The organism is Streptococcus mitis (genome assembly GCF_000722765.2).
In the GTDB taxonomy this organism is placed as follows: domain Bacteria; phylum Bacillota; class Bacilli; order Lactobacillales; family Streptococcaceae; genus Streptococcus; species Streptococcus mitis_AQ.
Map to the genome: position 1 here is coordinate 688,733 of NZ_CP028415.1, position 16,642 is coordinate 705,374.

Annotated in this window: 14 protein-coding genes and 1 pseudogene; 14 read left to right on the forward strand and 1 reads right to left on the reverse strand. The window is 40.0% G+C overall.

Features of this window, described 5'->3' with window-relative positions; genetic code table 11:
• Positions 1-75 precede the first annotated feature (75 nt).
• The 10 genes and pseudogenes from metG (at position 76) to ciaH (ending at position 10,726) form a co-directional block, all read left to right on the forward strand.
• On the forward strand, positions 76-2,073 hold the full coding sequence (metG, locus tag SK637_RS03800) for a methionine--tRNA ligase (protein ID WP_033688598.1): 1,998 nt from the start codon (positions 76-78) through the stop codon (positions 2,071-2,073).
• A gap of 149 nt (positions 2,074-2,222) precedes the next feature.
• Entirely contained in the window at positions 2,223-3,149 is a 927-nt protein-coding gene (locus SK637_RS03805; protein WP_033688600.1) for an aldo/keto reductase, read from the forward strand.
• A 99-nt stretch (positions 3,150-3,248) separates the two neighbouring features.
• Positions 3,249-3,485 carry a DUF2829 domain-containing protein gene (locus SK637_RS03810; RefSeq protein WP_000141913.1) on the forward strand — a complete coding sequence of 79 codons (237 nt, stop codon included), beginning with the start codon at positions 3,249-3,251 and terminating at the stop codon, positions 3,483-3,485.
• Positions 3,478-4,176, forward strand: coding sequence for a 3-oxoacyl-ACP reductase (locus SK637_RS03815; RefSeq protein ID WP_033688601.1), 699 nt, complete (start codon positions 3,478-3,480; stop codon positions 4,174-4,176). Before SK637_RS03810 ends, SK637_RS03815 begins: the two co-directional genes overlap by 8 nt.
• Positions 4,177-4,186: 10 nt before the next feature.
• Positions 4,187-4,690 carry an NUDIX hydrolase gene (locus SK637_RS03820; protein ID WP_033688603.1) on the forward strand — a complete coding sequence of 168 codons (504 nt, stop codon included), beginning with the start codon at positions 4,187-4,189 and terminating at the stop codon, positions 4,688-4,690.
• Positions 4,668-5,569, forward strand: a pseudogene (locus tag SK637_RS03825) (putative PEP-binding protein). The gene SK637_RS03820 and the pseudogene SK637_RS03825 overlap by 23 nt, the downstream one beginning before the upstream one ends.
• Entirely contained in the window at positions 5,511-5,951 is a 441-nt protein-coding gene (locus tag SK637_RS03830; protein WP_033688605.1) for an ASCH domain-containing protein, read from the forward strand. The pseudogene SK637_RS03825 and the gene SK637_RS03830 overlap by 59 nt, the downstream one beginning before the upstream one ends.
• Positions 5,952-6,072: 121 nt before the next feature.
• Positions 6,073-8,619: a M1 family metallopeptidase gene (locus SK637_RS03835; RefSeq protein ID WP_033688607.1), complete on the forward strand. Its 2,547-nt coding sequence runs from the start codon at positions 6,073-6,075 to the stop codon at positions 8,617-8,619.
• A 108-nt stretch (positions 8,620-8,727) separates the two neighbouring features.
• Positions 8,728-9,402, forward strand: a complete 675-nt coding sequence (ciaR, locus tag SK637_RS03840) for a two-component system response regulator CiaR (protein WP_000590639.1) — start codon at positions 8,728-8,730, stop codon at positions 9,400-9,402.
• Positions 9,392-10,726 carry a two-component system sensor histidine kinase CiaH gene (gene ciaH / locus SK637_RS03845; protein ID WP_033688608.1) on the forward strand — a complete coding sequence of 445 codons (1,335 nt, stop codon included), beginning with the start codon at positions 9,392-9,394 and terminating at the stop codon, positions 10,724-10,726. Before ciaR ends, ciaH begins: the two co-directional genes overlap by 11 nt.
• A gap of 33 nt (positions 10,727-10,759) precedes the next feature.
• Here ciaH and SK637_RS03850 read toward each other — a convergent pair whose 3' ends face one another.
• Positions 10,760-11,047: a DUF3270 domain-containing protein gene (locus tag SK637_RS03850; RefSeq protein ID WP_033688610.1), complete on the reverse strand. Its 288-nt coding sequence runs from the start codon at positions 11,045-11,047 to the stop codon at positions 10,760-10,762.
• A 139-nt stretch (positions 11,048-11,186) separates the two neighbouring features.
• Between SK637_RS03850 and SK637_RS03855 the strand changes: the two genes are divergently transcribed.
• The 4 genes from SK637_RS03855 to SK637_RS03870 all read left to right on the forward strand — a co-directional run bounded on the left by SK637_RS03855 (position 11,187) and on the right by SK637_RS03870 (position 16,591).
• Positions 11,187-12,116 (forward strand): peptidase U32 family protein, encoded by a 930-nt coding sequence (locus SK637_RS03855; RefSeq protein WP_033688612.1) that lies wholly within the window; start codon positions 11,187-11,189, stop codon positions 12,114-12,116.
• Between the two features lie 199 nt (positions 12,117-12,315).
• Complete coding sequence (locus tag SK637_RS03860; protein ID WP_033688614.1) at positions 12,316-14,766, forward strand: bifunctional DnaQ family exonuclease/ATP-dependent helicase; 2,451 nt, start codon at positions 12,316-12,318, stop codon at positions 14,764-14,766.
• A 36-nt stretch (positions 14,767-14,802) separates the two neighbouring features.
• Positions 14,803-16,026 carry an FtsW/RodA/SpoVE family cell cycle protein gene (locus SK637_RS03865; RefSeq protein WP_033688615.1) on the forward strand — a complete coding sequence of 408 codons (1,224 nt, stop codon included), beginning with the start codon at positions 14,803-14,805 and terminating at the stop codon, positions 16,024-16,026.
• Between the two features lie 10 nt (positions 16,027-16,036).
• Complete coding sequence (locus SK637_RS03870) at positions 16,037-16,591, forward strand: DJ-1 family glyoxalase III (protein ID WP_033688616.1); 555 nt, start codon at positions 16,037-16,039, stop codon at positions 16,589-16,591.
• Positions 16,592-16,642: the final 51 nt, after the last annotated feature.

Genomic DNA, 16,642 nt, shown 5'->3' on the forward strand with positions numbered 1-16,642 from the left:
TATCGAAAATCCTTAAAAATGTGATATAATGAAGTGTTAGAAAAACAGGTTTCATTTGCCTGGAAAGGAAAAATTATGTCTGAAAAGAATTTTTATATTACAACGCCGATTTACTATCCATCTGGTAAACTTCATATCGGTTCTGCCTACACAACTATTGCCTGTGATGTCCTAGCCCGTTACAAACGCCTGATGGGTTACGATGTCTTTTATCTGACAGGTCTTGATGAGCACGGTCAGAAAATCCAGCAGAAAGCAGAAGAAGCTGGTATCACACCTCAAGCTTATGTTGATGGGATGGCAGTTGGAGTCAAAGAACTCTGGCAATTACTAGATATCTCATACGATAAATTTATCCGTACAACGGATGACTACCATGAAAAAGTTGTCGCACAAGTCTTTGAACGCTTGCTGGCTCAAGATGACATCTATTTGGGTGAATATTCTGGTTGGTATTCAGTTTCAGATGAGGAATTCTTTACAGAAAGCCAGCTTGCAGAAGTTTTCCGTGACGAAGCTGGAAATGTAACCGGAGGAATCGCTCCGTCAGGACACGAAGTGGAATGGGTATCTGAAGAGTCTTATTTCCTTCGTCTTAGCAAGTACCAAGATCGTTTGGTCGAATTTTTCAAGTCCCATCCTGAATTTATCACGCCAGATGGTCGCCTGAATGAAATGCTTCGCAACTTCATCGAGCCAGGTTTAGAGGATTTGGCAGTTTCTCGTACAACCTTTACATGGGGTGTGCCAGTGCCATCTAATCCAAAACACGTTGTCTATGTTTGGTTTGATGCTCTACTCAACTATGTGACAGCTCTTGGCTACGATCAAGACGAACACGCTAACTTTGACAAGTTCTGGAACGGAACAGTCTTACATATGGTTGGAAAAGACATCCTTCGTTTTCACTCAATCTACTGGCCAATCCTTCTTATGATGTTGGATATCAAATTGCCAGAACGTTTGATTGGTCATGGTTGGTTTGTCATGAAAGACGGCAAGATGTCTAAATCTAAAGGGAATGTTGTCTATCCTGAAATGTTGATAGAGCGTTTTGGACTAGATCCACTTCGTTACTATCTCATGCGTAGCCTTCCTGTTGGTTCAGACGGAACCTTCACTCCAGAGGACTATGTAGGACGTATCAACTATGAATTGGCCAATGACCTCGGAAACCTCCTCAACCGTACGGTTTCAATGATTAACAAGTACTTTGATGGTCAAATCCCTGCCTATGTAGAAGGTGTAACAGACTTTGACAATGCTCTTGCTCAAGTAGCTGCTGAATCAATTGCTGACTACCATACACACATGGAAGCAGTTGACTACCCACGTGCCCTTGAAGCAGTCTGGACTCTGATCTCTCGTACCAATAAATACATCGATGAGACAGCTCCATGGGTCTTGGCAAAGGATGAAGCACTCCGCGATCAATTGGCAAGTGTCATGAGTCATTTGGCAGCCAGTCTGCGTGTTGTAGCTCACTTGATTGAGCCATTTATGATGGAAACCAGTCGCGCGGTCTTGACTCAACTTGGCTTGGAAGAAGTAGCAAGCCTTGAGAACTTGAAATTGGCTGATTTCCCTGCAGATGTGACTGTAGTTGCTAAGGGAACACCAATCTTCCCACGTCTGGATATGGAAGAAGAAATCGCCTATATCAAGGAACAAATGGAAGGTAACAAACCAGCTGTCGAAAAAGAATGGAATCCAGATGAAGTTGAACTCAAACTAAACAAGGAAGAAATCAAGTTTGAAGACTTTGACAAGGTCGAAATCCGTGTCGCAGAAGTCAAAGAAGTTTCTAAAGTTGAAGGTTCTGATAAGCTGCTTCAATTCCGCTTGGATGCTGGGGATGGAGAAGATCGTCAAATTCTTTCAGGAATCGCAAAATACTATCCAAACGAACAAGAATTGGTCGGCAAAAAAGTTCAAATCGTTGCTAACCTCAAACCACGTAAAATGATGAAGAAATATGTCAGTCAAGGGATGATTCTCTCAGCTGAACATGATGGACAATTAACCCTTCTTACAGTTGATCCAGCTGTGCCAAACGGTAGTGTAATTGGGTAAAAATAGAGGCTCTATAATATTTGAATCTTTCTCTTTTTCCGTGGGTTTAAAAAGATAACATGGAGTGAAATATAGTCAAAAAGCCGTTGCAAAGCGGTTTTTTGTTATAATGAAGAGAAGAAGGTTAGAAATTAAAGGAGAAAAATTTGATGAGATACATAACTCTTGGTCAAGATGACAAAGAATTATCAGAAATTGTTCTCGGAATGATGAGAATAGAAGATAAGTCTGTAAAAGAAGTTGAAGAGCTTGTAGAAACAGCTCTTTTTGTTGGAATCAATGCCTTTGACTTGGCTGATATATATGGTCGTGGTCGTTGTGAAGAACTGTTAGGTCTTGTTCTAAAAAATCGTCCAGATTTAAGAAAAGAGATGTGGATTCAGTCCAAATGTGGCATTCGCATTGAAGAATTTACCTATTTTGATTTTTCTAAGGACTATATTATAAAATCAGTTGACGGAATTTTGCAAAGATTGAAGATTGATCATCTAGATAGCTTGCTTCTTCATCGACCAGATGCTTTGATGGAATCTGACCAAGTAGCAGAAGCCTTTGATCTTCTTTATAAACAAGGTAAAGTTCGAGATTTTGGAGTTTCTAATCAAAATCCTATGATGATGGAGTTACTTAAAAAAGATGTCAAGCAGCCGTTAGCTGTTAATCAGCTACAATTGAGTGCGGCTTTTACTCCAGGATTAGAATCAGGTTTTCATGTTAATATGGAAGGTAGTCAAGCAGCTATGCGAGATGGCAGCATTTTTGAATATTGCAAATTACACGATGTGGTCATTCAAGCATGGTCTGTCTTACAATTCGGGTATTTTAAAGGGAATTTTGTTGGAAATGAGAAATTTCAAGCTTTAAATCAAGTACTTGATCGTTTAGCTATTAAATATGGAGTAACCCCTTCAACTATTGCCATTTCTTGGATATTGCGTTATCCAGCAAAAATGCAGGCAGTCGTAGGTACAACAAATCCTAAGCATTTGAGAGAAGTTAGCCAAGCGACAAACTTTAGCTTAACAAGAAAAGAATGGTATGAAATTTATCTTGCTGCAGGGAATAATTTGCCGTAAGTAGAAGCAGATGTAAATAAATCACAGTCAAAAAACCGTTGCAAAGCGGTTTTTTTGTTATAATGAAGGGGAGAATTATTGATATTAAAGGAGAAAAACATGACATTTGAAGAAATTCTGCCTGGGTTAAAGGCTAAGAAAAAATATGTACGTACTGGATGGGGAGGTGCTGAAAACTATGTCCAACTTTTTGACACTATCGAGCAAAATGGTGTGGCTCTAGAGGTTACTCCTTATTTTTTGATTAACGTATCTGGCGAAGGAGAAGGTTTTTCCATGTGGAGCCCGACACCTTGTGATGTTTTGGCGACAGATTGGGTAGAAGTTCATGACTAGGCGTGTATTGATTACGGGAGTGAGTTCAGGGATCGGCCTAGCTCAGGCTCGACTCTTTTTAGAGAAGGGCTATCAAGTTTATGGAGTGGACCAAGGCGAAAATCCAGTTTTAGATGGTGATTTCTACTTTTTACAGAGAGATTTGACCTTGGACTTAGAGCCTATTTTTGATTGGTGTCCTCAGGTGGATGTTTTGTGCAATACTGCCGGAGTTTTGGATGATTACAAACCACTGTTGGAACAAACGGCGCAGGACATTCAAGAGGTTTTTGAAATCAACTATATGACTCCTGTTGAGTTGACTCGCTATTATTTGACACAAATGCTGGAGAATAAAAAAGGAATCATTATCAATATGTGCTCCATTGCTTCTAGCCTAGCAGGTGGCGGTGGACACGCTTATACTTCTTCGAAGCACGCCTTGGCTGGCTTCACCAAGCAGTTGGCTCTAGACTATGCAGAAGCTGGTATTCAGGTATTTGGTATCGCTCCAGGAGCAGTCAAGACAGCTATGACTGCTGCAGACTTTGAGCCAGGTGGCTTGGCTGATTGGGTTGCTAGTGAAACACCAATCAAGCGCTGGATTGAACCAGAGGACGTGGCAGAAGTCAGTCTCTTTTTGGCTAGTGGAAAGGCATCTGCCATGCAGGGACAAATTCTGACAATAGATGGTGGCTGGTCTTTGAAGTAGGAGGAGTTGGATGGAAATCAAAAATCATTTTGGAGTCTATGCTGTTTGCTATAAACATGGTTACCTTCTTTGTATTCAAAAAACAGCAGGTCCCTACAAAAATAGGTTAGACCTTCCCGGTGGAAGTCAGCAACTTGGTGAAGGACTGACGGAAACGCTGACTAGAGAAGTTATGGAAGAGACGGGATTTACTGTTAGAAGCTACTCTAATCCTCGAATCTACGATGTTTTCGTCAGGGAAGAGTTAAAAAATTTTATGGTTCACCATGTCATGGCCTTGTATGATGTTGAAATGAATGAGAGTGCACCTCAAGTTACGACTTCGGAAGCTGTGTCTGATGGTGCGAATGATTCACTAGGATATATTTGGATGGATATTCAAGAGATCACAGAAGAAAATGCATCGCCATTAGTCTTGAAGATTAAGTATGAATTATTAGGATTTCCAGAACTGGACAAGACTTCTTACATGAATTGGAAGGTGAATGGCTATGAAAAACCAACTTGCCCTTAGTGGAGAAAAACTTGATGAAAAAGTTTACCCACAACTATTTCATCATGTTGGCATGATTCGTGGGGAATATTTGTTGAGAGAACTTAATCAAAACATCCTATTAGTAAGTTGTCAGCAATTTGTAAAAGATTATCTAGAGACTATCTGCTCCCTGTACTCAGATGAAGAAGTTTGGTATCGTTTTTCTGAATTAACGAATACAGAAGCCAATTGTTTAGTGGGTACTAAAGAGTATTTTGATGAAAATCATCCCTTGTTTGGCTATAGAGGAACTAGGCGTTTGCTGGCGTGTCCGAATGAATTTCAGGATGAAGCACATGTCGTTACAGAAGTTTATCAAACCAATCCCAATCTATCTGTTATTTTCCTTTTGTCAATGATGCTGAGCAGTTAAAGCAAGCTATTACAGTGTTGCGTCAGCATGGTTTTACTGGAAAAGTAGGCACAATGATTGAATTGCCGTCAGCATATTTTGACTTAGACAGCATACTGGAAGCTGGTATTTCAAAGATTGTAGTTGGAATGAATGATTTGACTTCTTTTGTTTTTGCGACTGTGAGAAACAGTCAATGGCATGATATGGAAAATCCAATTATGTTAGATATGTTGAGACGGATGCAGAATAAAGCAAGGATGAAAAAGATTGATTTTGCTGTAGCAGGCTATCTGAATACTTCTTTCATACAAAAAACAAATCAGATGGGTATCGAATGCATTATCCACTATAGTTCTATTCCAGAGATTTTTAATTTAGAGATTGACCATCCAGACCATCTCAAACATATAAAAGAAGAAAGTAAGAAATTACAAAGGAGCACCCATGACACCGCAAGAAATGTGGAATGCCTACAAGAAAATCAATCCTTCGATTGGAGATGAAATCGATGCTTGGGCTTTTGGAGTGGAACTAGATCTTTTAGCAGATTTGGTTTTAAGAGGCGAAAAGACTGCAACAGCATCAGCCTACGACCTCTATGCACTAGAAGCCGAGTCTCTTCCTCAAGAAGGAACTTTTGATGTCATTTTAGATAGTCAAAATCAGGCTGTCTGTATTGTCGAAATTACAAGGGTTTCCGTTCAGCCTTTCAATCAAGTTTCTGCTGAACATGCCTTTAAGGAAGGGGAAGGCGACAAATCTCTGGCCTATTGGCGTCAGGTTCATGAGGAGGTTTTCACCGAGTGGATGAGCGAGGTAGGACTAATTTTTACGCCTGATAGCAAGGTTGTTTTAGAAGAATTTTGCAAGGTCTACCCACTGTAGACTGTTAGACGGAAGAAAGTTTTGGAAATCACCGTCCAATCCTTTTTTCTCCAGCAAAACATGATATAATAAGTTTGTTTGAAGAAGAGCTCTAGCTCTTAAACTTAGATAGGAGAAAACTATGCAAGCAGTTGAACATTTTATTAAGCAATTTGTTCCTGAACATTATGATTTATTTTTAGACTTGAGTCGTGAGACCAAGACGTTTTCTGGGAAGGTGACCATTACTGGTCAAGCACAGAGTGACCGTATTTCCCTTCACCAAAAAGACTTGGAGATTGCCTCTGTAGAAGTTGTAGGGGAAGCTCGCACATTCACAGTTGACCATGACAATGAAGCCCTTCATATTGAATTAGCTGAGGCTGGTCAAGTTGAAGTGGTTATCGCTTTCTCAGGAAAAATTACAGACAACATGACAGGGATTTACCCTTCTTATTACACAGTTGATGGAGTGAAGAAGGAAGTCTTGTCAACACAGTTTGAAAGCCATTTTGCTCGTGAAGCCTTCCCATGTGTGGATGAGCCAGAAGCCAAAGCAACCTTTGACCTCTCTCTACGTTTTGACCAAGCAGAAGGTGAGTTAGCCTTGTCTAACATGCCAGAAATCGAAGTGGAAAACCGTAAGGAAACAGGTATCTGGAAGTTTGAGACAACACCTCGCATGTCTTCTTACTTGTTAGCCTTTGTTGCGGGTGATTTGCAAGGTGTGACGGCTAAAACTAAAAACGGTACCCTTGTAGGTGTTTACTCAACCAAAGCTCACCCATTATCTAACCTTGATTTCTCACTAGATATCGCTGTTCGTTCCATTGAGTTTTACGAAGATTATTACGGAGTGAAATACCCAATTCCACAATCTCTCCACATCGCTCTTCCTGATTTTTCATCAGGTGCCATGGAAAACTGGGGTCTGGTAACTTACCGCGAAGTTTACTTGGTTGTGGATGAAAACTCAACCTTTGCTAGCCGTCAACAAGTTGCCCTTGTTGTGGCACATGAATTGGCTCACCAATGGTTTGGTAATCTCGTAACGATGAAATGGTGGGATGACCTCTGGCTCAATGAAAGCTTTGCGAACATGATGGAATACGTCTGTGTGGATGCTATTGAACCAAGCTGGAATATCTTTGAAGATTTCCAAACAGGTGGTGTTCCGTCTGCCTTGAAACGTGATGCTACTGATGGTGTTCAGTCTGTTCATGTGGAAGTCAAACACCCAGATGAAATCAATACGCTCTTTGACGGAGCTATCGTCTATGCCAAAGGAAGTCGCCTCATGCACATGCTTCGTCGTTGGCTAGGGGATGCCGATTTTGCCAAAGGTTTGCATGCCTACTTTGAAAAACATCAATACAGCAATACAATTGGTCGTGACCTTTGGAATGCTCTTGGTCAAGCGTCTGGACGTGATGTCGCAGCCTTTATGGATTCTTGGTTGGAACAACCTGGTTATCCAGTTCTCACTGTCAAAGTTGAAAATGATGTCTTGAAGATCTCACAAAAACAATTCTTTATCGGTGAGCACGAAGACAAGAACCGTCTCTGGGTTGTGCCACTCAATAGTAACTGGAAAGGCTTGCCTGATACACTCGAAACTGCAAGCATCGAAATTCCTGGCTACGCAGCACTTCTTGCTGAAAATGAAGGAGCTCTTCGTCTCAACACTGAAAATACAGCCCACTACATTACTTACTATCAAGGTGAATTACTGGCTGCTATTCTTTCAGAATTAGTAGAACTTGATAATACAAGCAAACTTCAAATCGTCCAAGAACGTCGCTTGCTTGCTGAAGCAGGACACATTTCTTATGCTGACTTGCTTCCAGTAGTGGATCAATTAGCACAAGAAGAATCTTACCTAGTTGTTGCTGCCGTTTCTCAAGTTATTACAGCCCTTGAACGCTTCATTGATGAAGGAACAGAGGCAGAAAAAGCCTTTAAAGCTCTTATTGCTAAACTGGCTCGTTACAACTATGACCGTCTTGGTTTTGAAGCCAAAGAGGGTGAATCTGATGAGGATGAATTGGTTCGTCAATTGACAATTTCCATGATGATTCGTTCAAATGACGCAGAAGCAAGTCAAGTTGCTAGCCAAATTTTCGCAGCCCACAAGGATCGTCTTGCAGGACTCCCAGCAGCCATTCGTTCACAAGTTCTCATCAATGAAATGAAACATCATGAGACTAAGGATTTGGTCGCAACTTATCTGGACCTTTACACTCATGCGACGGATGCGGTCTTCAAGCGCCAGTTGGCAGGAGCTCTTGCCTACAGTACAGATGCCGAAAACATTCAAACCCTTCTTGCAACTTGGAAAGACAAATTTGTGGTTAAACCACAAGACTTGTCAGCTTGGTATAATCATTTCCTATCTCATCAAGCAACCCAGGAAACAGCTTGGTCTTGGGCGCGTGAAAACTGGGATTGGATTAAGGCAGCTCTTGGAGGAGATATGAGCTTTGATAGTTTTGTTATCCTTCCTGCTCACGTATTTAAGACTCAGCAACGTTTGGCAGAGTACAAGAAATTCTTTGAACCGCAACTTTCTGACCTTGCTCTTAGCCGTAACATCGGTATGGGAATCAAGGAAATTGCAGCGCGTGTTGACTTGATTAACCGTGAAAAAGCTGCAGTGGAAGCAGTCGTTCTTCAATACGGAAATACATAAATAAGCCTAAAATAAAAAGAAAACTCAGCTATCTCATGTAAAATGCAGAGAGTTGAGTTTTTTTTAAGGCAAATTTGGTATAATGGTTTTAATAAGGAGGAGTTTCTCATGATAAAAATCTTATTGGTTGAGGATGATCTAGGCCTGTCAAATTCAGTATTTGACTTTTTAGACGATTTTGCGGATGTCATGCAGGTATTTGATGGGGAAGAAGGTCTCTACGAAGCTGAAAGTGGCGTCTATGACTTGATTTTGCTCGATTTAATGTTACCTGAAAAAAATGGCTTCCAAGTCTTGAAAGAATTGCGTGAAAAGGGAATTACGACACCAGTTCTGATTATGACTGCCAAGGAAAGCTTGGATGACAAGGGACATGGATTTGAATTGGGAGCAGATGATTATCTGACTAAACCTTTCTACCTAGAAGAACTCAAAATGCGAATTCAAGCCCTTCTCAAACGTTCAGGTAAATTTAATGAAAATACCTTGACTTATGGAAATATTGTGGTTAATTTGTCAACCAATACCGTTAAAGTCGAAGATACTCCTGTCGAATTGCTGGGAAAAGAGTTCGACTTACTGGTTTATTTCCTTCAAAATCAAAATGTTATTTTGCCTAAGACTCAGATTTTTGATCGGCTATGGGGATTTGATAGTGACACAACGATTTCAGTTGTCGAAGTTTATGTTTCTAAAGTCCGTAAGAAATTAAAAGGAACCACTTTTGCAGAGAACTTGCAAACCTTGCGCAGTGTTGGGTATATTTTAAAAGATGTTCAGTAAACTAAAAAAAACATGGTATGCGGATGACTTTAGTTATTTTATCCGCAACTTTGGTGTCTTCACTCTGATTTTCTCTACCATGACTCTGATTATTTTGCAGGTCATGCATTCGAGTCTTTATACTTCGGTGGATGATAAGCTTCATGGACTGAGTGAAAATCCTCAAGCAGTTATTCAGCTTGCTGTAAATAGGGCAACAGAAGAGATTAAAGATTTAGAGAATGCTGCTACAGATACTAGTAAGACTGATGTGAAACCCAATGTCAGTTCCAACACAGAAGTCATTCTTTTTGATAAGAATTTTACCCAGCTCCTTTCTGGAAACCGATTTTTGGGATTGGATAAGATTAAGTTAGAGAAAAAAGAACTAGGCCATATCTATCAGATTCAAGTTTTTAATAGCTATGGACAAGAAGAAATTTATCGCATGATTTTGATGGAAACGAATATTAGTTCGGTTTCAACCAATATCAAGTATGCGGCTGTCTTGATTAATACCAGTCAGTTGGAGCAGGCCAGTCAAAAGCATGAGCAATTGATTGTGATCGTGATGGCAAGTTTCTGGATTTTGTCTTTGCTTGCCAGTCTCTATCTAGCTAGGGTCAGTGTTCGTCCTCTGCTTGAGAGCATGCAGAAGCAGCAGTCCTTTGTGGAAAATGCTAGTCATGAGTTACGAACTCCACTTGCAGTTTTGCAAAATCGCTTAGAGACCCTTTTCCGTAAGCCAGAAGCTACCATTATGGATGTGAGCGAAAGTATTGCATCTAGTTTGGAAGAAGTCCGAAATATGCGGTTTTTGACGACGAACTTGTTGAATTTGGCTCGTAGAGATGATGGGATTAAGCCTGAACTTGCTGAAGTTCCAACTAGCTTTTTTAATACAACTTTCACAAACTATGAGATGATTGCTTCGGAAAATGATCGTGTCTTCCGTTTTGAAAATCGTATCCATCGAACGATTGTCACAGATCAGCTCCTTTTGAAACAACTGATGACCATTCTATTTGATAATGCTGTTAAGTATACTGAAGAGGATGGTGAAATTGATTTTCTTATCTCGGCGACCGATCGCAATCTGTATTTACTGGTTTCTGATAATGGAGTCGGTATTTCGACAGAAGATAAGAAGAAAATTTTTGACCGCTTTTATCGAGTGGACAAGGCTAGAACTCGTCAAAAAGGTGGTTTTGGTTTAGGATTATCCCTAGCCAAGCAAATTGTAGATGCTTTAAAAGGAACCATTACTGTTAAAGATAATAAACCAAAGGGAACAATCTTTGAAGTGAAGATTGCCATCCACACACCATCTAAAAAGAAAAAATAAAAATATCGCTCCAATTGGGGCGATATTTTGGATTTATCTTCTACGTTTTCGTTTGATAATAGACCGTTGAACTTTTAAAACAAGTAAGCTGGATCCGATTGCTGCGACAAAGGCAAGAGCAGTTGATAATTTTAATGCTAAAAAGATAAAACTAAAGATAGCAATACAGATACAAAAAACAGCGATATTAACAAAAAATAGGATTTCCTTGAGATTGGTATCAGATTGCGCTTCAGGTGTATAATCTTGATAGCGAGGAACCTGATGGCTTAATTCTTCTTGATAGTCTACCTCATAGGATTGTAATTTTCTTACGGGCATTATTCTCTCCTTAACAGTACATACCTATTTTATCATTTTTTCAGCAGAGAATTATTACAGAAAGGTTACAAAAAGAATAAAGTCCCTTTTCATTTTCAAAGAATGGCTGATTTTCCAGAAATATGGTATAATTTTTCTTATGGAAAAGATTATCATTACAGCAACTGCTGAAAGTATTGAACAAGTTAAACAACTGCTCGAAGCTGGCGTGGACCGTATCTATGTTGGTGAGAAAGATTTTGGCCTTCGTCTGCCAACAACCTTTAGTCATGACCAATTGCGTGAAATTGCTAAGCTGGTTCATGATGATGGTAAAGAATTGATCGTTGCAGTCAATGCCCTCATGCACCAAGATATGATGGACCGTATCAAGCCTTTCCTGGACTTCTTAGAAGAAATTAAGACAGATTACATTACGATTGGGGATGCAGGTGTCTTTTATGTGGTCAACCGCGATGGTTATTCCTTTAAGACCATCTATGATGCTTCAACCATGGTGACAAGCAGCCGTCAGATCAACTTCTGGGGACAAAAGGCTGGCGCATCTGAGGCTGTTTTGGCGCGTGAAATTCCATCAGCTGAACTTTTCAAAATGCCAGAGATTTTGGAAATTCCTGCTGAAGTTTTGGTTTACGGAGCTAGTGTCATCCATCATTCTAAGCGTCCGCTCTTGCAAAATTACTATAACTTCACGCATATCGATGATGAAAAGACTCGCAAGCGTGATCTTTTCTTGGCAGAGCCAAGTGACCCCGAGAGCCATTACTCTATCTTTGAAGATAATCATGGAACCCACATCTTTGCCAATAACGACCTTGATTTGATGACAAAATTGACAGAATTGGTAGAGCATGGTTTCACTCACTGGAAACTAGAAGGGCTCTACACACCTGGTCAGAACTTTGTTGAGATTGCAAAACTCTTTATCCAAGCGAGTAGCTTGATTCAAGAGGGCAACTTTAGCCATGACCAAGCCTTCTTGCTGGATGAAGAAGTTCGTAAACTTCACCCTAAAAACCGATTCCTTGATACAGGATTTTATGATTACGATCCTGACATGGTTAAATAGAGTAAATGGATAGTTGAGAGAAGGAAGATGCAAACATTTCTTCTCTCAATTTTTCTTATTCTCCAATATTTTCAAAAAAATAAGTAGGCTAGGATGCTCTGTTTGCTGGGATTTTTAAGAAAAGTAACCTTCTTGAGTTTAAAAATTATCCCATGTTTGCAGGTGCCAAATGTCCCTTTTTTTGGTATAATTTTTTATAATGAAAACGATTGGTAATCGCTATGTTGTGGTGGATTTAGAGGCAACTAGCACAGGTAGTAAGGCTAAAATTATCCAAGTGGGAATTGTAGTGATTGAGGATGGAAAAATCGTCGATCACTATACGTCGGATGTCAATCCACATGAACCTTTGGATGCTCATATCAAAGAACTGACAGGACTGACAGACAAACGTCTGGCGCAAGCACCTGATTTTTCGCAAGTTGCCAGAAAAATCTTTGACTTGGTGAAGGATGGGATTTTTGTAGCCCATAATGTTCAGTTTGATGCCAATCTCTTGGCGGAAAATTTATTTTTTGAAGGCTATGAACTAAGAAATCCTCGTGTTGATACGGTCGAATTGGCTCAGGTCTTTTTCCCTGAACTGGAAAAATATAGTTTACCGATTTTGTGTCGAGAATTAGGAATTCCTCTAAAGCACGCTCACACAGCCCTTTCAGATGCCCAAGCTACTGCAGAATTACTCCTTTTTTTACGGGAAAAGATGGCCCAACTTCCTAAAGGACTCTTGGAACGCTTGCTGGAAATGGCTGATGCTCTCTTATATGAGTCCTACCTGGTTATTGAAGAAATTTTTCGCAGTCAATCTATCCTGAATTCACCAGACTTGGTCGAAGTTCAAGGGCTATATTTCAAGAAAACTGGAGCTCCCTTGGAGCCACGAAAACTGTCCCAAGATTTTTCTAAGAATATTTCTCTGTTGAACCTTGAAGTGCGGGAACAACAAGAAAGTTTTGCTAAAGAGGTTGGTTTGCTATTGGAAGATGAGCCTGTCTCATTAATTCAAGCGCCGACAGGGATTGGGAAAACCTATGGCTATCTCTTACCCGCTTTATCTCAAGCCAAAGAGTGTCAAATTGTTCTTAGCGTTCCGACAAAGATTCTTCAAAATCAAATCATGGAAGAAGAAGGTAGACGTCTTAAGGAAGTGTTCCATATAGATATTTATAGTTTAAAGGGGCCTCAAAATTATCTGAAGCTGGATGCCTTTTATCGTTCCTTGCAGGAAAATGATGAAAATCGCTTATTTAGACGCTTTAAAATGCAACTCTTGATCTGGCTGACTGAGACAGAGACAGGAGATTTGGATGAAATCGGGCAACTCTACCGTTACCAACATTTTCTGACAGATATTCGTCATGATGGGAATTTATCATCTAAAAGCTTATTTGTGACGGAAGATTTTTGGAAACGTAGTCAAGAAAGGGCACAAACCTGCAAGCTTTTAGTGACCAATCATGCCTATCTTGTAACCAGACTGGAAGATAATCCTGAATTTGTCAGTGATCGTTTATTGATTATTGATGAAGTCCAAAAAGTTTTGTTGGCCCTAGAAAATCTGCTTCAAGAGACCTACGATATCCAGTCTATTATCGATTTGCTTGATAAGGCTTTACTGGAGGAGCAAAATAAGGTTCAGCAACGAATACTAGAAAGTATTCGCTTTGAGTGCCTCTACTTGATAGAACAATTTCAGTCTGGCAAATCTATGAAAAATATCTTAGATTCTCTTGCCAATCTCCATCAGTATTTTTCAGAATTAGAGGTAGAAGGCTTTGGGGAACTGGTCCGCTATTTTACAGCTGACCGATATTACTGGATTGAAGCAACTGAAACGAGTCAAAAGAAAATTCAGATTTCTTCTACAAAATCAGGTCGTATTCTCCTATCTTCTTTAATACCTAATTCATGTCAAGTCTTGGGAGTGTCGGCTACTCTTGAGATTAGTCAGAGAGTTTCTTTGGCAGATCTTTTAGGCTATCCTGAAGCCAAATTTGTCAAGATTGAGACTCGGGGAAAACAGGATCAAGAAGTGATCTTGGTCAAAGATTTCCCCTTGGTAACAGAAACCTCCTTAGAAGTTTACGCCAAAGAGGTAGCTGCTTTACTAGTGGAAATTCAAGCTTTCCAGCAACCGATTTTAGTTCTCTTTACTGCTAAAGACATGCTTCTAGTAGTATCGGATTTACTTCCAGTTAGCCACTTGGCCCAGTATAAAAATGGGGATGTTCATCAACTGAAGAAACGCTTTGAAAAAGGTGAACAACAAATCCTGCTTGGTGCAGCAAGTTTTTGGGAGGGAGTTGATTTTTCAAGTCATCCTTTTGTGATTCAAGTTGTACCAAGACTTCCTTTCCAAAATCCTCAAGAGTCCTTGACGAAAAAGATTAATCAGGAACTGAATCAAGAAGGGAAAAATGCCTTTTATGATTATCAGTTGCCAATGGCCATTATTCGTTTAAAGCAAGCTTTGGGAAGAAGTATGAGACGCGAACACCAACGTTCCTTAACCCTTATTTTGGATAGGAGAATTGTCGGAAAGCGATATGGCAAACAAATTGTGACTTCTCTAGCAAAAGAAGCGACTGTTAAAACCGTCTCTCAATCCGAAGTTGATGAGGCTATTGATAAATTTTTAAATGAACTTTGATAAATAGTATTGTATGAAAGTATAAGGTTAGCATATATGAAACGTTCTCTCGACTCAAGAGTCGATTATAGTTTGCTCTTGCCAGTATTTTTTCTACTGGTTATTGGTGTGGTGGCTATTTATATAGCTGTTAGTCATGATTATCCAAATAATATTCTGCCCATTTTAGGGCAGCAGGTCGCCTGGATTGCCTTGGGGCTTGTGATTGGTTTTATCGTCATGCTCTTCAATACAGAGTTTCTTTGGAAGGTGACCCCCTTTCTATATATTTTAGGCTTGGGACTTATGGTCTTACCTATCGTCTTTTATAATCCAAGCTTAGTTGCATCTACGGGCGCTAAAAACTGGATTTCAGTAAATGGCATCACCTTGTTCCAACCGTCAGAGTTTATGAAGATATCCTACATTCTCATGCTAGCTCGTGTGATTGTCCAATTTACAAAAAAACATAAGGAATGGAGACGCACAGTTCCATTGGACTTTTTGTTAATTTTTTGGATGATTCTCTTTACCATTCCAGTACTAGTTCTTTTAGCACTTCAAAGTGACTTGGGGACGGCTTTGGTTTTTGTGGCCATTTTCTCAGGAATCGTTTTATTATCAGGGGTTTCTTGGAAAATTATTATTCCAGTATTTGTGACTGCTGTAACAGGAATTGCTGGTTTTCTAGCCATCTTTATCAGTAAGGACGGTCGTGCTTTTCTCCATCAACTGGGAATGCCGACCTACCAAATCAACCGTATTTTGGCTTGGCTTAATCCTTTTGATTTTGCTCAAACAACCACTTACCAGCAGGCTCAAGGGCAAATTGCAATTGGGAGTGGTGGCTTATTTGGTCAAGGTTTTAATGCTTCTAATCTGCTTATTCCAGTTCGAGAGTCGGATATGATTTTCACGGTCATTGCAGAAGATTTTGGCTTTATTGGCTCTGTCCTTGTTATCGCCCTTTATCTCATGCTGATTTACCGTATGTTGAAGATTACTCTTAGATCAAATAACCAGTTCTATACTTATATTTCCACAGGTTTGATTATGATGTTACTCTTCCATATCTTTGAGAATATCGGTGCTGTGACGGGCTTGCTTCCTTTGACGGGGATTCCCTTGCCTTTTATTTCTCAAGGGGGATCGGCTATTATCAGTAATCTGATTGGTGTGGGCTTACTTTTATCTATGAGTTACCAGACCAATCTAGCTGAAGAAAAGAGCGGAAAAGTCCCATTCAAGCGGAAAAAGGTTGTATTAAAACAAATCAAATAAGGAGAAAATCATGGTAAAAGTAGCAGTTATGTTGGCTCAGGGCTTTGAAGAAATTGAAGCTTTGACAGTTGTGGATGTTTTGCGTCGGGCAAATATCACTTGTGATATGGTTGGGTTTGAAGAGCAAGTGACTGGTTCGCATGCAATCCAAGTCAGAGCAGATCGTGTCTTTGATGGTGATTTATCAGACTATGATATGGTTGTTCTTCCTGGCGGCATGCCTGGTTCTGCACATTTGCGCGATAATCAGGCCTTGATTCAAGAGTTGCAAAGCTTCGAGCAAGAAGGAAAAAAACTAGCAGCCATTTGTGCTGCGCCAATTGCCCTCAATCAAGCAGGGCTATTGAAAAACAAGCAGTACACTTGTTATGATGGTGTTCAAGAGCAAATTTTTGATGGTCACTACGTCAAGGAAACAGTAGTGGTAGATGGTCAATTGACAACCAGTCGAGGTCCCTCGACAGCCCTTGCCTTTGCCTACGAGCTGGTAGAGCAATTAGGAGGAGATGCAGAGACTTTACGAACAGGAATGCTCTATCGAGATGTCTTTGGTAAAAATCAGTAAAACGGGAGTCAAACTCTCGTTTTTTATGTGGAAAACTCAGGGAAATCATCG